The organism is Citrifermentans bemidjiense Bem, assembly GCF_000020725.1.
GTDB lineage: Bacteria > Desulfobacterota > Desulfuromonadia > Geobacterales > Geobacteraceae > Geomonas > Geomonas bemidjiensis.
The window spans coordinates 3,467,800-3,489,574 of the sequence record NC_011146.1 but is presented as its reverse complement, the minus strand read 5'-3'; the positions used below and the strand labels follow the sequence as shown (position 1 = coordinate 3,489,574).

The following is a 21,775-nucleotide window of genomic DNA, read 5'->3' as shown; positions in this document are numbered from 1 at the left end:
GTTTGATCTTAACCTCAGTCTTAATCTTAATCTTAATCTGGAGGCATCATGCCAAAATACGTAGAGGGAAAACTCAACGCCGAGGGACTTAGGTTCGGTATCGTCGTCGGCCGTTTCAACAGCTTCATCGGCGAGCGCCTGCTTGAAGGGGCTCTTGACGCGCTGCTGCGCCACGGCGCCAACGACGCGCAGATCACCGTGGTCCGCGTCCCCGGGGCCTTCGAAATCCCGCTTACCGCGCAGAAGATGGCCGGCAGCGGCAACTACGACGCCCTCATCTGCCTGGGCGCCGTGATCCGCGGCTCCACCCCCCACTTCGATTACGTTTCCTCCGAGGTCTCCAAGGGGATCGCCCACGTATCGCTCGCTACCGGCGTGCCCGTGGCCTTCGGAGTGCTGACCACCGATACCATCGAACAGGCCATCGAACGTGCCGGGACCAAGGCAGGCAACAAGGGTTTCGACGCCGCCATGACCGTCATCGAGATCGCCAACGTCTTCAAGGAGATGAAATAATTGACGACACGCAGAGAAGGGAGAGAACTTGCGCTACAGGCGCTTTACTCCAAGGACTTGGTGCTGCAGGATGCCAACACCACGCTGAAGAGGATCACTGAAAGCTTCAGCGAAGGTGAGGAGCCGACCCTGTCGGTCAACTCAAAGGCCTACGCCTTTGCTTCCGAACTGGTGAACGGCGTGGTCAGCAACCTGCAGGCGATCGACAGCCGCATCGCCGAAAAGTCAAAGCACTGGAGCATGGCCCGCATGGCGCGCGTGGACCTCAACATCCTGCGCCTGGCCGTGTTCGAGCTTTTGTACCGGCCGGACATCCCGAAGAACGTCACCATGAACGAGGCCATCGAGGTTGCCAAGAAATTCGGCGCCGACGATTCCGCCTCCTTCGTCAACGGCATTCTCGACGAGATCGCCTCCACCGTCACCGACAAAGAGTAGCCGCCACGGCTCCCGCAGCGGAAAGGGAGCAGGGATCTGTCGGCTCGGCTGCAAAATTATCATGTATTGACCAACGAGGGATTATGAAAGAGATAAAGATTGGCCTTCTCGGTTTCGGCACCATCGGCGCCGGTGTGGTAAAGCTTCTTGCCTCGAACAGCGCGCTTTTGACGGAGAAGACCGGCACCCGGATTTCCCTGAAGAGCATCGTCGACCTCGACATCACCACCGACCGCGGCGTCAACACCGAAGGGATCATCCTCACCCGCACCGCCGAAGAAGTGCTGACCGATCCGGAAATCTCCGTAATCATCGAGCTGATCGGCGGCTACGAGCCCGCCCGCAGCTTCGTCCTTAAGGCCATCTCTCACGGCAAGCACGTGGTAACCGCCAACAAGGCCCTCCTGGCTGTTCACGGCGAGGAAATATACGCTGCAGCCAAGGCAAACGGCGTCGAAGTCCTTTTCGAGGCTGCCGTGGGCGGGGGCATCCCGGTCCTTTCCGCCATCAAGGGGAACCTGGCGGGGAACCGTTTCTCGACCGTGCTCGGCATCGTGAACGGCACCTGCAACTACATCCTGACCCGGATGACCCACGATGGAGCGGACTTCTCCGAGGTGCTGAAGAGCGCCCAGGAATTGGGCTATGCCGAAGCCGACCCCACCTTCGATATCGAGGGGGTCGACACGGCGCACAAGCTCTGCCTGCTGCTCTCCCTCTGCTTCGGCACCAAGATCGACCTGAAGGACATCTACTCCGAAGGGATCACCTCGATTTCTTCCGAAGACGTCGACTTCGCCAAGTCCTTCGGCTACCGCATCAAGCTTCTGGCCATAGGGAAGATGGACGACGGGCAGATCGAGGCGCGCGTGCATCCGACCATGATCCCGATCGACTACCCGCTGGCCGACGTGCACGGCGTGTTCAACGCTATCAGGCTCACCGGCGACTTCATCGGTCCGGTGATGTTCTATGGCAGGGGCGCGGGGATGGACGCCACCGCCAGCGCCGTCGTTGGCGACGTCATCGACCTTTCCCGGAGCATGGGGGCCGGCATCTCCCGCCGCTGCGCGCCGCTTGGGTACCTCGACGAGAAAGTCAGCACCCTGACCATCAAGCCCATGGGCGAGATCGTGAGCAAGTACTACATCCGCTTCCAGGCTCTCGACCGTCCCGGCGTGCTGGCCCGCATCGCGGGGGCCCTGGGCGCCAGCGGCATCAGCATCGCCTCGATGCTGCAGAGCGCGAGAAGCGCGAGCGAAGTAGTTCCCATCGTCATCATGACCCACGAGGCCCGTGAGTCAGATATGCGCCGGGCGCTTGCCGAAATCGACACCTACGAAGTCATCCGCGGCAAGAGCACCTTCATCAGGATCGAGGACAACCTCGAATAAACCCGGGAAGGCGAGTAAATAAATAGAAAGGGCGAGGTCAATTGACCCCGCCCTTTTTAATTTAAACCCGGAACACAGAGGACACTGGGGAACACGGAGGTCCCGGAGGAAAGCAAAAGCTTTTGGGTTAACCTCAAGAAGCTTTTCCTCTGTGGTTCCTCTGTGTACCTCTGTGGTGAGTGCCTTTCGCCTTACCGGAAAAGCACCTCTGTGACCTCCTCGAACCTCCGTGACCTCTGTGTTCCGCCTTTTGGCTTTAAGCTTTTATCCTTCCGCCTCGTACTTTTCCACTACGCTTTTGTAATGCGCCTCGAAACCTGCTTCCGACTTCTCCTCGGCCGTGCGGTAACCAGCCACGATATTCTCGCGCATCTCCTCCGGTAGCACCCGCTCCGCCAGGGGGTAGAGGATGTCATCCTCCTTGGCGATATGATCGCGCAAAAGCTCCAGGTAACCCCTCGCGTTGGCGACTATGGCTTCTTCCTGTTCCGCCTCGCCATTGATAGCGCGGGTGGCGGCCTCCTCCATCCCTTTAACGAAGGCCCTTCCCAGGTCATGCTCCATCAGCATCGCCGCTACCGGGCTGTTGGCCCTGGGCATGCCGTTTGTCACCAGGGCTTCGAACAGGACATCCTCCTCCTTGGCATGGTGGAAACGGTCGGCGTAATTCCTGATGAAGTCGACCCCGTCCAGGTAGAACTGGTAATTCTTGAAGGTGCCCTCTTCAGTGCGTTTCGCGTTCTGCTCCAAAAGGGCGAGCATGCGCAGGATCAGCTGGTGTTCGTCCTTGAGCCTCTGGGTGATGTCCCGTTTCATCCTAGTTCCTCCTCTCCCCGTTGATGCCGATCACTGCGGTCTCCAGCGGTATCTCTTTCCCGGACTGGGTGAGAGCCTGCCTCACCATCATGTCCAGGCCGCGGCAGCAGGGGACTTCCATGATGGCGACGGTGATGCTCTTCACCTCGTTTTCCCTGAAGATCGTGGCTAGCTTCTCCACGTACGCGGCGCTGTCGTCGAGTTTGGGGCAGGCGATCGCCAGAGCCTTTCCCTTCAAGAGGTCGCTGTGGAAGCTCCCCAGCGCGAAAGCGACGCAGTCGGCCGCGATCAATATGTCGCTGTCCTGGAACCAGGGGGCGGTAGGGGGAACCAGGTGCAGTTGCACCGGCCACTGCCGCAACTCCGAAGCCGCCTTTACCGTGTTCTCCTGCTCAGTTGCCTCGTTCCTCTCGATAACCCTCGCCATGCTGCCCGGGCAGCCGCATCCTGCATGTGCCATGATCTTGTCTCCTGTTCTTAAAAAATTAGTTGTTAACGCTGTCGGTGTATGTGTATGTGTTGGTGCACGAACTAGCCGGGCACCTGTTAATTTTCGGCTTTACGATCCAAATAGTCATTTATTTCTTTTTCTACCGAGGCTTCCTGCTCCTTGGTCAGCCCGTGAATGGAAACCACGTCCTTCAGGAGGCAGATGCCGACCTTGCAGGAGACGCAACCGATCTCGTAGCGGTTCAGGATGTCGCCGATCTCCGGGTGACTCGCTATCACGTTCTGTATGGCCGCATCTCCCAAGCCGTTTTTGAATTCCATCTGTTCCCTCCTTTGTGCGTTTCGTTGAACTGAAGATAGCGCCGGCAAGGAAAATTGTTTATGACATGGGTCAAAAATATACGATTGTCTGCATGCGTTGAAAAAAGACGCTACTGATGGAAATCATTGACCTCTTCATGGATCTGCGTAGAATTGGTGGCTAAAACAATAACCGGAGGGGGCTATGGAACGTGATCTGAGGTCGCAAATAGATGCGCTGGAGCATTCGTATCGTGCCAACTCGCCGGAGAAGGCAGAGCTTCTCGACAAGGCATACCGGGACATCGCCGCCTGCGCCAGCACGGCGGGCGCTCCCAAGGCCGGCGCAGAGGCGCCCGATTTCACCTTGCCCAATGCCGTGGGCATTCCGGTCCGGCTGAGCGATGCGCTTGCCAACGGGCCGGTGGTCCTCACTTTTTATCGCGGGATCTGGTGACCGTACTGCAGCCTTCAGTTGAGGGCATACCAGAAAATCCTCCCCCAGGTCCTGCACTTGGGTGCGTCGCTCATCGCGGTTTCGCCGCAGAGCCCGGACAAGACCCAGGCAACGCTCTTGAAAAACTTCCTGCAGTACGAAGTGTTGAGCGACCTGGGAAACGAGGTTGCCCGTGGTTATGGGCTTGTGTACCGGCTCCCGGACTGGGTGCGTCAGCTGTACATCTCGCTGGGGGTAAACCTTCCCGACTTCAACGCGGACCAGTCGTGGGAACTGCCTTTGGCCGGCACCTTCGTCATCGGGCGGGACGGGCGCATCATCCTGAGCTACGTGGACAGCGATCCCAGGAAGCGCCTGGAGCCCCAGGCGATACTCGATGCGTTACAGGCAAGACCCGGTTAGCCCGTCTAGAAAGAGCCTTCCCTCACCCCGGCCCTCTCCCAGAGGGAGAGGGTGAGTTGATCTCGTTCCCAAGGTCCACCTTGGGAACGCAAGGCCCGTCCGAAGCTCCAGCTTCCCAGGATGCAAAGCTGGAGCTTTGCACCGCATCGGGTTCCCAAGCTGGAGCTTGGGAACCAGTGGAAAATGGATGAGTCCCTGAAGGAGCCAGACCCCTCTCCCTGTGGGAGAGGGTGGCCGCAGGCCGGGTGAGGGAGATGCCAGGAGGCCGTGCTGCACCTTGATCTGGATATTTGAATTTGAATGCATTTGAAACAGGGGGGCTTGCCCCCCGTAGCTTCAGCGAAGGAGGGGTGATGAAGATTGGAATACTCACTGGGGGAGGGGATTGCCCCGGGCTGAACGCCGTCATCAGGGGGGTAGTCAAATCGGCCACCGGCCGCGGGTGGGAGGTAGTCGGGATCGAAGACGGTTTCGACGGATTCCTGCACCCGGAGAAATGCCGCTGCCTCGGGCTCGAAGAGGTGCGCGGCATCCTGCCGCTAGGGGGCACCATACTCGGCACCAGCAACAGGGGAAACCCGTTCTCCTTTCCCATGGTGCGCGAGGGGAAGGTGGAACTGGTCGACGTCTCCGACGAAGTCTGCTCCCGCATCGAGCACCTGGGGCTTTCCGCCTTGATCGTAGTAGGGGGGGACGGCTCACTCAAAATCGCCCAGGAGATGATGCGCCGGGGCGTCCCCATCGTCGGTGTTCCCAAGACCATCGACAACGACCTGCTGGAAACCGACGTCACCTTCGGCTACAACACCGCCCTCGAGACCGCCACCGAAGCCCTCGACAAGCTGCATTCCACTGCGGAGAGCCACCACCGGGTCATGGTGCTAGAAGTCATGGGACGCTATGCCGGATGGATCGCGCTTGAGTCCGGGATAGCCGGCGGCGCCGACGTCATCCTCATCCCCGAGATCCCCTACGACATCGACAAGGTCAGCGAGGCGATACTCGCGCGCTGTCGCCGCGGCCGCCGCTTCAGCGTCGTCGTGGTTGCCGAAGGCGCTTTCCCCAAGGGAGGCGGGCGCGTGGTCAAGGAGGCCGCGGGCGGCAAGTCGGTCGTGGAACGTCTGGGCGGAGTGGGCGAGGCCTTCTCCCGCGAGTTGGGCGGGGTGCTTGAGATGGACATCAGGGTAACCGTGCTCGGGCATCTGCAGCGCGGCGGTTCCCCCTCGACCTTCGACCGCTGCATAGGAAGCCGCTTCGGGGTGAAGGCGGTGGAGCTGATCGAAAGCGGCGCCTTCGGTCACATGGTCTGCCTCAAGGGTCGTCATATCACCTCGGTGCCGATAGAGGACGCAGTGCGCAGCCTGAACCTCATCGATCCCGCCGGCGAGATGGTGCGTCACGCGGAGGCGCTCGGCATCATGCTGGGGAGGTAAGTTGCTGTTGACTTTGACTAATGTCTGCACTAGACTGCGGAACCTGGAGCAGACCGTGAAAAATCCCGCCGGGGCCTTTCGGGCGTCTAACGGGAGCAAAGAGGTGCCCTTGAACATGAAGAATCCTATCGCCGGAGCCAACAGAAGTGTGATCTATGCGCTCATCGGCTTTTTCCTTGGCATATCGGCACCGCTTGGCTGGATAGTGCTGCGCTTGCTGCTTTTCGCCGACCCCAACCTCCCCATGGCCATCCAGGCATTCGCCGAGATGAAGCAAAGCGCGCAAGGAATGGCGCTCTATATCTACATGGGAGGGGGCACCGCCTGCGTCCTCGCCGTGTTCGGCTATTTCATCGGCCGCGCCATTGACGAGCTGCACCAAAAGGGAGAGAGGCTCGACGTCCTGGTGCAGGAAGTCGACGCCCAGAAGAAGCTCTTCGAGAACCGGTACAAGGTGCTGGACAACAACATAAAGAACTTCCACAAGATCGGCAGCCGGATCCAGAAGGCGGTGCGCAAAGACGACGTGCTCGCGCTCTGCGTGGAGGGGCTGCACGAGGTGCTGGGGTACGAGCGGGTCAACGTCCTCATGGCGGACCCGGAGCGAAAGCATCTCTATTTCGCCGTTACCGCGGGAAACGAAGCGCCGGTCGGCGCCGAGGTGACCATCCCTCTGGATGGACGCTCCGGCGTCATCTACAAGAGCTTCCAGGACCAGCAGGTCTACTTCATAGAGAACATCACCGATTATCCGGCTGATTTTATGCTGCAGCCGCCTTTCAACGGTATCGAGCCGCTGCGCTCCACCACCTTCATCCTCTGCCCCATCATCCTGAAAGGCGAGACCATCGGCGTCTTCGGCCTCGACAACAAGAAGAGCCACCGGGCACTGAACGACACCGACGTCGACACTATCCGGCTCTTCGCGGACCAGGCGGCTGCCGCGCTGATGCGGATCAGCCTGCTGCAGTCCATAGACCGCCTTACCCTCGAACTCGGCAAAACCTTCTCCGAGACCCTGATGAAGAGGGACAGTTATTCCTCCACCCTGTACCGCCTGAAAAACGCCGCCGACTCCCTGGCCAACGGCGCCCTGAAGATCGACGCCGCCGCGCACGGCATGATGGAGTCGGTCGACAGCGCCAGCGTCTCCGCCGCTGAGATCTCCGTCGCCACCGACCAGATCACCCACAACATGGACGCCCTCTCCGACTCGGTGTACAAGTCGGTTTCCGCGATGGAGCAGATCACCACCACGCTGAGGCAGGTGGAAAAAAGCACCGGGCATTCGCATAATCTCTCCAGTCGCGTCAAGGAGCATGCCGAGCAGGGGACGCAAATCGTGCGGGAGACGGTGGATGCGCTGGCGGAAATCCAGAGCTCCGTGGATCTTTCCTACCAGGGGATCAAGAGGCTCAGCGCCAACAGCGGCAGGATCGAAGGGTTTGTCAGCGTCATCAACGACATCACCAAGCGTACCAACCTCCTGGCGCTCAACGCCTCCATCATTGCGGCGCAGGCGGGCGAATACGGCAAGAGCTTCGGCGTCGTCGCCGACGAGATCAGGAACCTCTCCCTGCAGACGGGGCTCTCCACCGGCGAGATCACCGGCATCATCGAGGAGATCATGACCGAGTCCAGGGTCGCCGCTGACAGCGTCACCGCCACCAAAGAACTGGTGAAGAAAGGGGTGAAACTCGGCCAGCAGACAGGCGTCTCCCTGGCCAGCATCCTGGACAGCTCCCAGAAAGCGCTCGATATGACACAGGAGATCAAGCTCGCCACCGAGGAGCAGGCGACTTCGGTGCAACTGGTGAGCCGTTCCATCGAGGACGTAAGCTCTATGACCATGCAGATCTTCAAGGCTTCCAAGGAACAGGCACAGGCGACCAAGACAGTGGCCCGGGCCCTTGAGGACGTGAAAGAGATGAGCCACAGCGTCGTGTCGTCCGTCGGCAGGCAGACCGCGGACAGCAACGAGATCAAGGGCGCCGTTGATTCAGTCACCAGGATGGCCGATGCCATCTTCGACGGCATAGAGCAGCGCCAGGATGAAAGCGGCGGCGTGGTGAATGAGCTCGAACAGATCAGGGCGAGCGCGGAGTAGTATCCGGGGCAGAAATAACTGGACATTTATATATCCATGTGTTAATTCACTAACGGTGTTTGGCCCGCTATAGTCAAGTGGAGCCGCAACGGACACCGGAAAAAGATACATACCGCCTGGATTTCGCAAGGAACCGGTACGGGAAGCGATAGCTTGGAAAGCGTCTTGCGCCAGTTTTGCGTGCATCCCGCTATTTGACAGCGTCTTCCTACCCGAAGGCGTTTTTTTTTTGCCCGAACGCCTGGAGCCGCGCTGCGGCAACACCTTGTTTCGACATGGTGTATACAATTTTTTCCCGTTGCGGAAACGGGGGCGGGGAAACCCGCGGGAGCAGCGTCCAGATGCAGAAGCAGAGAACCATCCTCGACTTTCAAAGGATGAAAGCTGAAGGTGAGAAGATAGCGGTCCTGACCTCCTACGACTTCCCCATGACCGGAATCATGGACGCCTGCGGCATCGACATGATCCTCGTGGGGGATTCGGTGGGGGTCGTGGTGGCAGGGTACGACAACACGCTCCCCGTCACCATGGAGGACATGATCTACCACACCCGCGCGGTAATGCGGGCGCGCCCCAAGGCGTTCGTGGTGGCGGACCTCCCCTTCCTCTCCTACCAGACCGACCTGAAAAGCGCGAGGCTGAACGCCGGCCTCCTGGTGAAAGATGGCGGCGCCGCCGCCGTCAAGATCGAAGGGGGCGTCAACGTGGAGGAAACCATAACCGCCATCACCGACATGGACATCCCGGTTGTCGGGCACATCGGCCTTACCCCGCAGTCGCTGCACCGCATGGGCGGCTTCAAGGTGCAGGGAAAGGGGGAGGAGCAGGCCGAGAAACTGATGGCGGACGCCCTCGCCGTCGAGCGCGCCGGAGCCTTCGCCGTGGTGCTGGAAGGTATCCCCATGTCGTTGGCAGCTAGAATAACCGCGGAACTTTCCATCCCGACCATCGGGATCGGCGCGGGCCCCCACTGCGACGGGCAGGTGCTGGTGATCCATGACATCCTGGGCCTTTGCAGCAAGTACTCCCCGAAATTCGTCAAACGCTACGCCGAACTCGCCCCATTGATCGGCGAGGCGTGCTCCAACTACATAGCCGAGGTAAAAGGCGGCATCTTCCCGGAAGAGAGGCACGGTTTCAAATGATAGTCATCCATTCGGTCGCGCAGATGCAGCAGTACGCACGGGATAAGCGGGGTGAGATCGCCCTGGTTCCCACCATGGGTTACCTGCACGAGGGGCATGCCTCCCTCATGGTGGAAGCGCGCAAGCGCGCGAAGTACGTGGTGGCGAGCATCTTCGTCAACCCCACCCAGTTCGGCGTCAACGAGGACCTGGACAGCTACCCGCGCGATCTCGAACACGACAAGGAAATAGCAGCCAAGGCCGGCGTCGACGTCATCTTCGCCCCGATCGCCGCCGAGATGTACCCCGAGGGGTACCAGAGCTACCTGAACGTCGAGGAGATCAGCGCGCACCTTTGCGGTGCCAGCAGGCCGGGCCATTTCCGCGGCGTCACCACCGTGGTCGCCAAGCTCTTTAACATCGTCGCCCCCAAGGTGGCCCTTTTCGGCAAGAAGGACTTTCAGCAGCTCGCCGTCCTCCGGCGCATGGTGCAAGACTTCAACTTCGACCTCGAAATCGTGGGGATGCCGATCGTGCGGGAGGCCGACGGGCTCGCCATGAGCTCCAGGAACACCAAGCTCTCCCCCGTGGAAAGGGAAAAGGCCCTCTGCCTCTCCCGTTCCATAGCCGCAGCCAAGGCGGCTTTCAGAGGAGGGGAGCGGAGCGTGGCGGCGCTGCAAAAGGTTGCCGCAGCCGTGATAGAGGGTGAGAAGTCGCCGCAGATCGATTACCTGGAGTTCAGGGATCAGGACAGCCTGCTCCCGTTGGATAAAGCGGATGAGAGGACGCTCCTCGCACTTGCCGTGCGGGTGGGCTCGGTTCGATTGATTGATAACAGCATACTAGGGGAGGATTAGAAGATATGGACAGGAAGATGCTGAAGAGCAAGATCCACAGGGCAACCGTCACCGGGGCGGACCTTCATTACGAGGGGAGCATCACCATCGACCTCGACCTCATGGAAGCGGCCGACATCATCCCTTACGAGGCGGTCTGCATCTGGGACGTCACCAACGGGAGCCGTTTCGAGACCTACGCTATCGAGGGCGAGCGCGGTTCCGGCGTCATCTGCATCAACGGCGCCGCCGCAAGGCTCGTGGCCCCGCAGGACCTGGTGATCATCGCCAGCTTCGTCAACATGGAGAATGCCGAGGCCATAGCGCACGAGCCGAAGCTGGTCTTCGTGGACGACAAAAACCGCATGCTCGAAAGCCGCAAGGAAGTAGCCGGCCAGGCCACCCTGAAGAGCGTGCACTGGAAGAACTAGGGATTTCCCGGTCTCCGCAGAAAAATCAAGGGACGCTGATAGAATCTGTGTGTCTTTTTAAGACTCGCCCGGTTCCGTCGGCGTCCCCATTTTTTATGGTTCAACACAGCTCTCAGCTCCCCCCCTCCCGCCAGTGGAGGGGGGACTTTTTAGGCAATTGCAATATTCTAACCGGACAGCGCTGGGGGCAACATCCATTTGACCCGGTCTATTTGGGCCGCTCCATGCTTATCTTTCTGGTCAGCTGTCAACGTTTTTGGGGGTCGTTCCTTGGGTTCGAAGATGAAAATATACGCCGCGTCATATCTGCTCCCCATTTCCTCTCCCCCCATCGCCGGCGGTGCCGTCGCCGTGGAGAACGGGGTGATAGCCGCCGTCGGAACCCTCCCCGAGGTCTCCGCCGCCTGCGCCGCACCGGTTACCGATCTGCCCGGGTGCGTCATCATGCCCGGGCTCGTCAACGCCCACACGCACCTGGAACTGACCCATTTCCCCGCCTGGAAGCTGCGCAAGGACCTCGACTATCTCCCCAAGCGTTACGTGGAATGGATCCAGCAGGTGGTGAAGATCAAGCGCGCCCTTTTGCCCGGCGAGACGGAGCACTCGGTGCGGGAGGGAATGCGCCTTTGCCTCGAATCCGGCACCACCTCCGTCGGCGACATCCTCTCCGACTTTTCCTTGGCCCCTCTCTACCGCGACGCGCAGCTTGCCGGAAGGGTGTTCCTGGAGGCGATAGGGCACGACCCCGTACTGTGCGAAAACCTGTTGCGGCGGATCGAGACCACGCTCGACACCTTCGCGGGGAGCCTTCTGCCTGCCATTTCTCCGCACACTCCCCACACCGTGTCGCCGCAGCTTTTGCAGGCCTTGCACGCTCTGGCCGTGAACCGTGCCGTACCGAAGGCAATCCACCTCTCGGAAACCGCGGACGAAGCCTCCTTCATGCATGACACCACCGGGGAAATCGCCGAACTCATCTATCCCATGGCACACTGGGAACAGTATCTGCCGCACCCGATGTACACCACTTCCACCCGTTTCCTTTGCGATCTTGGCGTCCTCGACCGCTCCACGATTGCCGTCCATGCCGTGCACGTCACCGTGGACGACGTGAGACTGTTGAAGGAAAACGGTTGCAGCGTGGTCCTTTGCCCTCGCAGCAACGACCGGCTATTCGTCGGCACCGCACCGCACAAGCTCTTGAAGAGCGCCGGAGTTCCGCTCGGCCTTGGAACCGACTCCCTGGCGAGCAACGACTCCCTTTCGCTTTGGGACGAGGTGCGCTACCTGCAGCAGCAGGCACAAGGCGTCTTCCGCGCCGAAGAGCTCATAGCCATGGCGACCATCGGGGGAGCCCGGGCCTTGCAGATAGAGGCGAGCGCCGGATCCTTGGAGCCAGGCAAGCGTGCCGACTTCCAGGTCCTTTCCTGCGGCAGCGTCAGCGAGACCTCCGTCCACGCCGCCCTTCTTGCCAAGGGGCGCCTGGAGCAGGTCTACGTCGCAGGGGAGCGGTACCCGAAACAGTAGTCGCAGTATGCTGGTCGCTTCAAAAGAAGAAAAGCCCTCGGAAACCGAGGGCTTTTCTTTTATCAGGTTGCGCTGACGTATGACTTTCAGGTGGTCTTTCTTTCGTAGAAGAGCACACCAACCCGCCGAATGTGGTCAAGCAGTTCGGTATTCGCGATCTCCCGCATTAGTGAGAGGTCGATCTTGTAGGGTAGTAGCAGGTCGTCCAACTCGTTTTCGATGTTGAGCTGCAATAGCACGCGGGGTCGACGGCAAGGCGAAACTGAAGAACGAACTACGGGTGGCGAAATAATCGTTCCTTTTACCCCTGTCTTTTTCCGGGGTGATCTGCTACTATCATTCCCTATGGGCGAACACGAGAAGTTGATCTGCAACAACAAGAAGGCCTTCCACGATTACTTCATCGAGGAGCGTTACGAGGCCGGGATGGTGCTGCAGGGGACCGAGGTGAAGTCCCTGCGTAACGGCAAGGCCAACCTGAACGACTCCTTTGCTATGGTGAAAAACGGCGAAGCCTTCCTGCACAACTTTCACATCAACCCATACGACTTTGGGAACCGGGAGAACCACGATCCGGACCGGATGAGGAAGCTTTTGTTGCACAAGAAAGAGATCGTGAAGCTTTTTGCCAAGATACGCGAGCAGGGGTACACGCTGATACCCTTGAGGGTTTACTTCAAAGAAGGCAAAGTCAAAGCCGAATTGGGGTTAGCCAAAGGCAAGAAGAACTACGACAAGCGTGAAGTCATGAAAGAAAAAGACATGCAGCGCGACATAGCCCAGGGGCTGAAAGACAGAAACAGAGGTGCTAGAGACAGGGATTAACGGCCGTTCAACGTTCGGCGTTCAATCGGACTTGAACCAATGGCGCCTGAACCTGCGACTGCACGTAGCAAAAGAACCAAGGGAGAGCAGGCTGGAGCCGCGGCGAGATGTGGAACGCCAGGCGATAAAGCAGGCGAACATTGAACCTAGAACGCTGAACGTTTTTTAGATTTTAAGGGGGTGTAAAGGTTTCGACGGGGGTAATAAGCAAAGGTTGCATGCCGAGGTCCGGGTGGCTCGTTAAACAATCCGGGACGCATTTAAGCGCCGACAATTACGATTACGCTTTAGCAGCTTAATAACCTGCTAACGTTCTACCTGCCTTCTCCCACGGGGGAGGATAGAACGTCATTCAGTGGGATAGTTTCAGGGAGAGTCCGTGGCCCTGCGGCGAAATCAAGCGGAATCGCCGATCAGAAATCCCGGCCTGTGGAGTTCTGAGAGGTTAAATTAAAAACAGGTATAAGCATGTAGACGCCTTTAGTGTACGACTTTCGGACGCGGGTTCGATTCCCGCCACCTCCACCAATTATCTGAAATCATTGTAGTTTCAGAGACATGAGCCTCGGTTTTTTTCTGTGTAACACCTTTTGCTACACACAGGAAATCGAGGCTTATGTATACCTACCTGCTGAACAGACGCGGACACTACCACTTTCGACTACGTGTCCCTTCTGACCTGTCCCAAGTTATCTCATCGGCCGAGTTAAATAAGTCTCTAAAGACGAAGGATCTCAAAGAGGCACATCTCTTAGCTCGCCACTACCTCCAACGCATCCATACCATTTTCTCACTTTTCCGGGCCGGATACCTTGACCATCAGCATGTCAAAGAACAAATAGACTGTGTTTTGGGGCGTACCCGGAATAAGCCTGAATCCCTCAAAGCTACAGCTGAAGTGCCAGCATCTCTCTCCACCTACCCCACTCATAGACTTTCATCTATCATTTCCAGCTTCATCTCTGACAAGCAAATGGGATGGAGCCTTAAGACTAAAATGGAAAATGAGGCATCTCTTCGGCTTCTGCTGGACGTCATTGGCGATGGTGCCATAGAGAATATTGACCGGAAGACGGCGAGTCTACTCCGCGATGCGCTATGCATCCTTCCAGCGAACGTGTACAAGGTTCTCCCTGGGATTCCGGTTAGTCGGGTTCTGGAGGAGCTGAAAACCGGATGTTCTAGCCATCCTCCCATGAGCACCACCACGGTCAATAAACACCTATCTCGTTTTTCAACGCTTTTGGCGTACTGTGTGAGAGAAGGAATCCTGCGCTCAAACCCGGCAGAGGGGATGACCCTGAAGCGAAAGCGGAAGGCAGATGAAGAGCGCAAAGCTTATTCACCTCAAGATCTTAAGATGATTTTTGAAAATCTGCGATACCACGATAGTGAGCCTGAGAGGTACTGGATACCTATCCTTTCGATGTACACAGGCTTGCGCTTAGACGAGCTATGCCAGCTATACACCGAGGATGTGACGGAGTATGACGGGGTACACTGTATTAGCGTTGCAGACACGCAGGATAAAAAAGTTAAGACACTGTCGAGCCGACGGATAGTTCCGGTTCATCCGAGGTTGGTGAAGCTCGGGTTTCTTGCATATGTCCGAAAGGCAAAAGCAAATGGCCAGCTCAGGTTGTGGATGAATCTGAAACGTAGAGACGCTGATGGTTACGGGAGCGCATATGGTAAAGTCTTCCAGAGATTCAACAGAAAGTACATCACGAATGATCCTCTCAAAACCTTTCACTCCTTCCGTCACACCTTCGCTAACTCCCTAAAACAGCAAGGTGTTCAAGAGTCGCTGATAGCAGAAATCCTGGGGCATACTAATCCCTCCATCACTACTGGCAGATACGGAAAAAGGTTTCAGCCTAGGGTTTTGCTGGAAGCCATCAAAAAATTAGAATTTGAGCTGGATTGATTTCTGGACGGTGGGGATTGCTATCTTCTTGTCCATGGTTCTTTTGGTAGAAAACTATCTTTTTATAGATAACTTTCTTTTTATAGATAACAATCCTTTTACAAATTGTTAATTAAAAAAAATATTATATTGCTTCTCGCTTGGCCCTTCTTTGGGTATATTCATGCGCAACCGGGCCATAGTAAACCACAATACATCGCCACATACCCACTTAAAGGAGCTAACGGTGAAGAAATGGACATATGAAACTGTGACATCCGTACTAACGGCCAATGGATTAGGATTCGCTGTAAGCGAGGTCAACAACGGGCTGAAGTTTTGTCTCCCAGAGGGCACCCCGCTGATCCTTTACACCAGTACCGGCAGAGTAGTGGTCCAAGGTAAGGTCTGTGCAGAAAGGACCCTTGCCACGAGTCTCTTCTCTGCTGACGAAATGCCTGCAGCATCTGAACCGACGCCCTCAAAGCTATGGCTCAAGTTGGCAGGAGCGAAGCGGGAGATTCAAGAGGTTATGGATGAGTTGAAGGTCGAACGCCTAGACTCGTTTACTCAAAATTAGGGCGCTGTTGCTGGCTCTCATTTGGGCCGATGTGGCTACTCTGCCCCGGGTTTGACTCTTGTTGAACCAGCCGTAAGTTCAGCAAGTATCGCATGCACATCCCCTTTTTATCGGTCATTAGCGGGAAAGGTGTTCCGGTAACCAGGAGGAGGCAGAATTGCGCCACTGCTAAGTGGTGGCGCAATTCTGCCTGTGCAACAACCAGAAGCCATTTAGGTCGCGCCGGACCAGCAAGCATCGTGAGTTCCGGGGACGGATCGCTCAGGTACTGCCGAGAGAAGAGCGGCATACCTCGAACCGGGAGCGTTGCGAGACGTAGCCCCCGTCCAAAGGTCGGAAGTGCCGGAATCTGATGTGAGTAAGATGCTGGCAGGACCCCATAAAGTTAGGTTGATTCGTAAGTAAGGTCACATCAACAACGATCTCCCCCGTTCCTGTCCTAACGGCACCTTGGGCCGGTGAGACTATCGACAACTGGGGTTCTTAAACTGATCCTTGTTTCGGCCACGCTTGCCGGGCGCGACCGGGAGGCAAGAAGCCAGCGAGACAAAACTACAAAGGCACGTGCACGATGCCTGAAAATTAATGATAAGGACGGGCTGTCACTGTAATGGGCTATCGTAAATCTATTAAATTCAGTCATTACATCGTCACTGATCCTGACCCGTATGGCGAATTGCTTGGATATATAAGACCACAGTTAAAGGATCTGTCGTCTTTTAAATACTGGAAACCGATCCACGATCGCCATTTGCTCCTAATATTGCAGAATTTGCACCTTGGATATCAGATATCCCCTGAGACATATGTGGCCTACTCCAGGAACAAAAATGACTACTCCAAGCAGGAGGTGCCTGTTCCGCCTGTCAAGGTTGCATATGGCCCCACGACGAGGATCATCGATGGCCTTGCTAAATTCGGATTAATAGAAGGAACCAAAGGAATCTACTATCCCGATCAGCACGTGGCATTCCGAGCCAGGATGCGAGCAACCTCTGTGATGGCCAGTTTTTTTGCGCGAATAGGAACAGGTAACCTCCAACTTAAAGCTAGACACCAACTGATTGTCCTTCGCGACGAGGAGGGGAGGAACCTCCCTTTTGAAGAAACTGAGGAAACATTCCTGATGCGCCGAAACCTCCAGTTCATAAATTCCATAAACCAGCGCCACTTCGTAGGCCTTTGCGTCTACGATGAAGTCTTTGACGAGATCTTTCATCGCATCAATAGTAGTGATACCGGGGGGACTGCGAGCACCGAATTGTACTTCGGAAACACGGATCTCCACCGGTGTTTCTGCAACGGTACATTTTCAGAAGGGGGACGGTTCTATGGAGGCTTCTGGCAAAACCTGCCGAAAGAGTACAGAAAGTTTATCAGGATAGATAACAAGATCATTGTCGAACTGGATTATTCCTGCCTCCATCCAACGTTGTTGTACCTGGAAGATGGCTTGCCTGTTCCAGCGGGAGATATGTATGAGGTTCCCACCTTCCCGCCAGAGGCTCGAAAGTTACTGAAGGTTTCGATGAACATAATGCTGAACGCAAAAAATAGAGCTTCTGCAAAGAAGGCCCTTATCGCAGAAATGAGAAAAAATCCGAACTTTCCCTTACTGCCTAAGGGGTTGAGTATCGATCAGCTATTTGACGGTTTCATGGAGAAGCACAACGGCATAGGCAAGTATTTCTTTTCATCAGCCGGAAGGAGGTTACAACGAGTGGATTCTGATATCGCTGAAGCAGTGATGCTCAAGTTGGTGAAGAAAAATATTTGTGTCTTGCCGCTTCATGATTCGTTCCTTGTAAGCCGTCTCCATCAAAATGAGCTTTCTTGTACAATGGACAGAATAGTGTCAGCAAAGTACGGGACTGAAATCAAAGTGAAAAGGGATAAAACTTCGTGGGATCTGATCTACGACCTTGACATTCAAGACGAGTACCATCACGATATCGAAGCCTTCGAAAGAGAAGCCATCAGGAACGCAGATAATGGTTTCAGCAAGTACCACATTCAGTATAGGAAGTTTGAAGCGAAGGAGGGCGAGCAAAAACGCAAGGGCGTTTCATTGCAATAAGTAGGCCTCTCGCTCACCGAAAAAAAGATTTCTTCGTCTTGTTTTCCCACTACTTACGCACTAGCTCAATCCGCCATATTAGCAATATAGACCAAAGAGGTGACACACAACACCACCACCCAGATTCGGGTCACTGCTGCTCTACATGACTAATACACATTGTCTCGGTTGCTGCCTCTAATGTGTTGACCTGTCCTGTCATTACCGAATTGAAAGCATCCCCGCATTGGTTCTCCCGACCCCATCACATTAGCCGATTTTCTTTGTGGTCTCTTCCCAGCGGTCGTCGCCAAGTGGGCTGGGTTTGGTCATACTTCAAAGACGTTAAATATAAGTGAATATAATGGAATACTAATCCGCAGGAGGGCGAGAGGCCAAAAAACGCAGCACCGGGAGGCTGTTAATGTGCAAAAGCTCAACGCCCGTGCTCGCTCTGTCCCTGTCCCTCGCCACCGCAACCACCGTAACCACCGACGTCGACGCCCTAACCATCGTCAGCAGTTTCCAGGGCAGAACTCCCGTCAACTCCAGGTGGGCTTCACAGCAGCCGCAGCGCAATGGGAGAAGGCCATCCGCGACCCCTTCACCCTGACCCTCAACTACGGGTGAGTCGCCATAGACAGCATGGGGAACCACTTCTCTCATTGCGCCGGGCAGATCACCAAACAGGGAAAAGGAGGGGAATCGTCCGGTTCGATACCGCGTCGAACCCGACCTGGAGCTTCTTCCTGGACCCGACCCCGACCCTCTCCGAGGAGTTCTTCGGCTACCGTGACTACTCGGGGGATCTCGGTGGTGGGATCATCAACACTGGCAGGGGGGATGATCGCTCCACACTGCCAAGTCCCATCATCGACATCTTCTCGGTGGCCCTGCACGAGATCGGGCACGCGCTTGCTGCCAGCCTGGGGAACTGGTCCTGGGTAGCGGAGGCGGCAACTGACGGCGACATTGACATCATGGCACCCGGCATCACTCAGGCACTGCAATTCCAATGAGCTACAACAACTACGGCGTCAGCACCAACTTCCTGGGGATCGAAAATGTGCGCCCCGTCATGTCGGGCCTGTGGTCGGGCAGGTCGCTTCTGTCCGAGTTGGACATCCTGGCGGTAGGCAGGTGGGTCACTTCAGCGATCTTGACTACAACCCTTATGACGGCATCGAGCCGCAACCGCCTGAGCCTGAGGTACCACCTGAGTCAGCACCGGTACCTGAGCCTAGCACTTGGGCGCTAATGACAGTCGGGCTGCTCTTCAGTTTTACCTGGGCGCACAGCAGGAGATCGCAGCGGTAAGACATTAATCTGAAACAGAACTAAATATCTGACACAGAAAAGGTGACACGCTTTATAACCGGGGTCACCTTTTCAAGTTTGACCTAGAAGAAGACGAGCCATGCTACTTAGGATGATAGTGGCCTGCACAGACGCCATCGGGGAGCCGGACATTTACTTCCTGAAGCACGCTGGAGCAGTACGACAACGGCGAGCACTACGGAGCTGCGAAGGAGAGCGCGGACGTTGTGGATATCTGCTCAGCGGGGACCGAAAAAGCATTACTATATCGATAGCCGCGTTAACATTACAGGGAAGCGGCGGGAGTTCGAACGCTGAACAACATGATGGGAGGGTGATATGAATGCACCGTTTACAAAACATGAGGCCCCGTCCTCGCAATGGGAACCCGCCCAGGAGCCTGAACAACCTATGACCGTTTGCTACAACTGTGGGTGGCTGAGGACTGAACACCAGCTTTGCCACAAAATGTCAGCGTCAATCGCGCTTGGCGCAGGAAGACCCTGAGAACTTGAGCGATTTGCTTGAGGTTGGTGAGATCGCGGATCTGGGTGAGAAGTGAGGCGAGATGCCAACTACGGAGGTATAAGCCATGTCCAAAGAAACCTGCACCATAAGGTGCCACCACAACCTGGACTTCAACTACCCCACCTGCTGGCCGAAGCAGGCAGGCATCTGCCCACAACACGACATTGGTCAGTGTCCCGCACAGGTGAACGTGTGTGCCACTGCGGGAAGACCATGGTCGGCTGAGCTAATAGGAGGTAAGCCATGGGAACCTATCTCTACGAACAGACCAGCAAAAAGATCAAGGTGCATCGCCACGACTACGGGGTGATCACCATCAACGAGATCAAATACTACTGCAAGCCGTACTGGGACTTGTGGGAAGGATCTACACCGTTGAACGAGCAGGAGAAGCGCATAGCCGCCGAGTACCGGCGCAAGCAGGCCGTCGCTGCTAAAAGGACGCCCAATGAGTACGTCATGTTGAGCAGTAAAGACGGCACCTATGTGGTCTACAAATGGCGCGATGACATCACGCCGCCCATACTCTTCAGCGACGACGACAACTTCGGGATCAATCTCTTGCGACTGGGGAAGCTGGGGAAGCTGTCTAACGGACACTGGTTTTTCGAGGAGGATAAGCCGAAGCCGGACGCCCAGGCGCAAGCCTTGGAACAGCAGCTAAAGCGAACGTACAAGAAGTACCTGGACTCCATCAGGGAGTCAGGGCGCGTGAACATTTTCGGTGCAGCGCCATACCTCAAGCAGGCGTTCCCGGATTTGTCGGACGCGGACTGCAAGAAAATCATCATCAATTACGTGGACGAAGAGGTGAAGCCATGACCGGGATCGAGATCGAAAAAGATGCGGCAAGATACCGCTGGCTGAAAGAGGCGCTGCAAGTGGCATACGACGGCGAGAACCTTGACTATGACGGCATCTCCGTTTCCTGCCGGATGGCTTTCGGGCGCGGAGAGTACCGGCGCGTCGAGGCGCAGATCAACTTCGGAGACAAACGGGGTGAGGCTATCGACCTGGACAGCGCCATCGACCGGGTGATGCCCCAGGGTGATTCCCTGCCTGTACGAGTTGGACGAGACGGGGGTAAGCGCCAGGCACGGGGATTCCCTTCTGCTCCGCTGACTGCCGGGAAAAGGTGGCGAGTACGACACACCAGAAGTGAGAAAGGGCGCGTGTCTGGTCGGAGACTTCGGGCTCACCCCTCAGTGTAAGGAGTGCGGAAAGGAGGTAAGCCATGCAGGAACCTGAAATAAAAGAAGGTGACTTAATCACCTTCCGCGCCAGTCTGCCGCTGGAGAACCCGACCGATCACCAGATTTAAGCTTTAACGGTCCTGCAAGTAAAATTTAATAATTGGCTCCAGTTTTTTCGCAAAGTCCACTGCGTCTTTTCTACGTGCGGCTGCTGCTTCACTCTTCGACAGCGACTTGTACTTGGGGTTCAGGCACTGGGGATTGCCCCATCTTGCACCTTTGGAGTTGCGGTAGTCGGGGTCTTTGAGTCGGGCCTGGATCGCGGCTGAGGTCCGGGCGGCGATCACCCGCGCCTCGTGCTCGGCGAAGCTGGCCATGACGTGGAGGATGACCGGCTGTGACTCGGGAAAGTCCAGGGCGATGAAGTCGGGGTTCTCCTCCATCAGCGTTGCGATGAACCGGACGTTCCTGGCCAGACGGTCGAGCTTGGCTATGAGGAGCGTGCCTTTGACCTTCCTGACCAAAGCTAGAGCGTCGGCAAGACCTGGGCGGTTGCCTTTCTTGGTGCCTGATTCGACCTCGGTGAAACAGGCGTAAAGCACAGCCCCTTCCTGGCGCTCGATGAACCTCGTGACAGCATCCCTCTGCGCCTGGATGCCGAGGCCGCGTTCGCCCTGCTTGTCGGTGGATACGCGGTAGTAGGCTATATATAGTTTAGGGGTCATCTTCTTGCCCTCCGCTTCGCGTCGAATACCGCGTGCATCCTCTCGCTCGACTGCCGTTCATGTTCCCTTATCTCCTGTTGATATTCCCATTCCTTCTCGTCTATGTAGCCTCTGATGACGAGCCAAATGAAGACGTAGACGGCGATCCTGAGCCACCCCGCTTGCTCGCTGATCCACCAATCCCCGAAGAACATGGCGAGGGTGCTTGAAATCAGAATGTCGAGGATGAACAAGAAGAATGACCCGAAGATGAACGCCCAAAGACAGAGGTTCGGGTACTGGCTGGAAAAGCTAGGAGGTCGATTTTCGCGGCGCAACCTGCTCCCTTCCTGCAACATCTGAGTGGTGATGCTGGCGAGGATGGAAGAGCCGGATCTGGTGATGGGTATGTAGAGTCTTCTTCTGGGTGTCATT

General features: G+C 56.6%; 23 protein-coding genes, 1 other RNA gene and 1 pseudogene. 20 read left to right on the top strand and 5 right to left on the bottom strand.

Annotated features, from left to right (window positions below; genetic code table 11):
- Window positions 1-48: 48 nt before the first annotated feature.
- The 3 genes from ribH (at window position 49) to GBEM_RS15070 (ending at window position 2,348) form a co-directional block, all read left to right on the top strand.
- Window positions 49-516: a 6,7-dimethyl-8-ribityllumazine synthase gene (gene ribH / locus GBEM_RS15080; protein ID WP_012531454.1), complete on the top strand. Its 468-nt coding sequence runs from the start codon at window positions 49-51 to the stop codon at window positions 514-516.
- A complete protein-coding gene (gene nusB / locus GBEM_RS15075; RefSeq protein WP_012531453.1) occupies window positions 517-954 on the top strand; it encodes a transcription antitermination factor NusB in 438 nt (145 codons plus the stop codon).
- 83 nt (window positions 955-1,037) lie between these two features.
- On the top strand, window positions 1,038-2,348 hold the full coding sequence (locus GBEM_RS15070; protein ID WP_012531452.1) for a homoserine dehydrogenase: 1,311 nt from the start codon (window positions 1,038-1,040) through the stop codon (window positions 2,346-2,348).
- Window positions 2,349-2,612: 264 nt separating this feature from the next.
- Here GBEM_RS15070 and GBEM_RS15065 read toward each other — a convergent pair whose 3' ends face one another.
- The 3 genes from GBEM_RS15065 to GBEM_RS15055 all read right to left on the bottom strand — a co-directional run bounded on the left by GBEM_RS15065 (window position 2,613) and on the right by GBEM_RS15055 (window position 3,935).
- Window positions 2,613-3,164, bottom strand: a complete 552-nt coding sequence (locus GBEM_RS15065; protein ID WP_012531451.1) for a hemerythrin domain-containing protein — start codon at window positions 3,162-3,164, stop codon at window positions 2,613-2,615.
- A gap of 1 nt (window position 3,165) precedes the next feature.
- Window positions 3,166-3,624 (bottom strand): hypothetical protein, encoded by a 459-nt coding sequence (locus GBEM_RS15060; RefSeq protein WP_012531450.1) that lies wholly within the window; start codon window positions 3,622-3,624, stop codon window positions 3,166-3,168.
- An 86-nt stretch (window positions 3,625-3,710) separates the two neighbouring features.
- Window positions 3,711-3,935: a hypothetical protein gene (locus GBEM_RS15055; protein WP_012531449.1), complete on the bottom strand. Its 225-nt coding sequence runs from the start codon at window positions 3,933-3,935 to the stop codon at window positions 3,711-3,713.
- Between the two features lie 184 nt (window positions 3,936-4,119).
- On the opposite strand from GBEM_RS15055, the gene GBEM_RS15050 reads away from it, so the two are divergent.
- From GBEM_RS15050 to GBEM_RS14975, 17 genes and pseudogenes are all read left to right on the top strand, one after another.
- Window positions 4,120-4,773 (top strand): peroxiredoxin-like family protein, encoded by a 654-nt coding sequence (locus tag GBEM_RS15050; protein ID WP_012531448.1) that lies wholly within the window; start codon window positions 4,120-4,122, stop codon window positions 4,771-4,773.
- A gap of 353 nt (window positions 4,774-5,126) precedes the next feature.
- On the top strand, window positions 5,127-6,206 hold the full coding sequence (locus GBEM_RS15045; protein WP_012531447.1) for a 6-phosphofructokinase: 1,080 nt from the start codon (window positions 5,127-5,129) through the stop codon (window positions 6,204-6,206).
- 115 nt (window positions 6,207-6,321) lie between these two features.
- Complete coding sequence (locus GBEM_RS15040) at window positions 6,322-8,313, top strand: methyl-accepting chemotaxis protein (RefSeq protein ID WP_041263329.1); 1,992 nt, start codon at window positions 6,322-6,324, stop codon at window positions 8,311-8,313.
- 341 nt (window positions 8,314-8,654) lie between these two features.
- On the top strand, window positions 8,655-9,458 hold the full coding sequence (gene panB, locus GBEM_RS15035) for a 3-methyl-2-oxobutanoate hydroxymethyltransferase (RefSeq protein WP_012531445.1): 804 nt from the start codon (window positions 8,655-8,657) through the stop codon (window positions 9,456-9,458).
- On the top strand, window positions 9,455-10,294 hold the full coding sequence (gene panC / locus GBEM_RS15030) for a pantoate--beta-alanine ligase (protein WP_012531444.1): 840 nt from the start codon (window positions 9,455-9,457) through the stop codon (window positions 10,292-10,294). Before panB ends, panC begins: the two co-directional genes overlap by 4 nt.
- Before the next feature lie 5 nt (window positions 10,295-10,299).
- Complete coding sequence (panD, locus tag GBEM_RS15025; RefSeq protein WP_012531443.1) at window positions 10,300-10,704, top strand: aspartate 1-decarboxylase; 405 nt, start codon at window positions 10,300-10,302, stop codon at window positions 10,702-10,704.
- A 282-nt stretch (window positions 10,705-10,986) separates the two neighbouring features.
- A complete protein-coding gene (locus tag GBEM_RS15020; RefSeq protein ID WP_012531442.1) occupies window positions 10,987-12,231 on the top strand; it encodes an amidohydrolase family protein in 1,245 nt (414 codons plus the stop codon).
- Between the two features lie 345 nt (window positions 12,232-12,576).
- Window positions 12,577-13,056, top strand: a complete 480-nt coding sequence (gene smpB, locus GBEM_RS15015) for an SsrA-binding protein SmpB (RefSeq protein ID WP_012531441.1) — start codon at window positions 12,577-12,579, stop codon at window positions 13,054-13,056.
- A 176-nt stretch (window positions 13,057-13,232) separates the two neighbouring features.
- Window positions 13,233-13,584, top strand: a transfer-messenger RNA (tmRNA) gene (gene ssrA, locus GBEM_RS20845).
- Window positions 13,585-13,672: 88 nt separating this feature from the next.
- Window positions 13,673-13,846: pseudogene (locus GBEM_RS22115) on the top strand (DUF6538 domain-containing protein); the annotation flags it as partial.
- Between the two features lie 207 nt (window positions 13,847-14,053).
- The gene (locus GBEM_RS15010) at window positions 14,054-14,983 is read left to right on the top strand and encodes a site-specific integrase (protein WP_169308690.1); all 930 of its coding nucleotides are present in this window, start codon (window positions 14,054-14,056) and stop codon (window positions 14,981-14,983) included.
- A 226-nt stretch (window positions 14,984-15,209) separates the two neighbouring features.
- Window positions 15,210-15,542, top strand: coding sequence for a hypothetical protein (locus GBEM_RS15005; RefSeq protein WP_041262807.1), 333 nt, complete (start codon window positions 15,210-15,212; stop codon window positions 15,540-15,542).
- 610 nt (window positions 15,543-16,152) lie between these two features.
- Window positions 16,153-17,619, top strand: a complete 1,467-nt coding sequence (locus tag GBEM_RS15000) for a hypothetical protein (RefSeq protein WP_012531438.1) — start codon at window positions 16,153-16,155, stop codon at window positions 17,617-17,619.
- Between the two features lie 644 nt (window positions 17,620-18,263).
- On the top strand, window positions 18,264-18,617 hold the full coding sequence (locus GBEM_RS14990) for a hypothetical protein (protein WP_041262804.1): 354 nt from the start codon (window positions 18,264-18,266) through the stop codon (window positions 18,615-18,617).
- Window positions 18,618-18,687: 70 nt separating this feature from the next.
- Entirely contained in the window at window positions 18,688-18,915 is a 228-nt protein-coding gene (locus GBEM_RS21960) for a PEP-CTERM sorting domain-containing protein (RefSeq protein WP_404813010.1), read from the top strand.
- Window positions 18,916-19,686: 771 nt separating this feature from the next.
- Window positions 19,687-20,265: a hypothetical protein gene (locus GBEM_RS14980; RefSeq protein ID WP_012531433.1), complete on the top strand. Its 579-nt coding sequence runs from the start codon at window positions 19,687-19,689 to the stop codon at window positions 20,263-20,265.
- Window positions 20,262-20,654, top strand: a complete 393-nt coding sequence (locus GBEM_RS14975; protein WP_012531432.1) for a hypothetical protein — start codon at window positions 20,262-20,264, stop codon at window positions 20,652-20,654. The genes GBEM_RS14980 and GBEM_RS14975 overlap by 4 nt, the downstream gene beginning before the upstream one ends.
- Before the next feature lie 113 nt (window positions 20,655-20,767).
- On the opposite strand, the gene GBEM_RS14970 is transcribed toward GBEM_RS14975, so the two are convergent.
- Both GBEM_RS14970 and GBEM_RS14965 read right to left on the bottom strand, forming a co-directional pair.
- On the bottom strand, window positions 20,768-21,361 hold the full coding sequence (locus tag GBEM_RS14970) for a recombinase family protein (protein ID WP_012531431.1): 594 nt from the start codon (window positions 21,359-21,361) through the stop codon (window positions 20,768-20,770).
- On the bottom strand, window positions 21,358-21,774 hold the full coding sequence (locus tag GBEM_RS14965) for a hypothetical protein (RefSeq protein ID WP_012531430.1): 417 nt from the start codon (window positions 21,772-21,774) through the stop codon (window positions 21,358-21,360). The genes GBEM_RS14970 and GBEM_RS14965 overlap by 4 nt, the downstream gene beginning before the upstream one ends.
- Window position 21,775 lies beyond the last annotated feature (1 nt).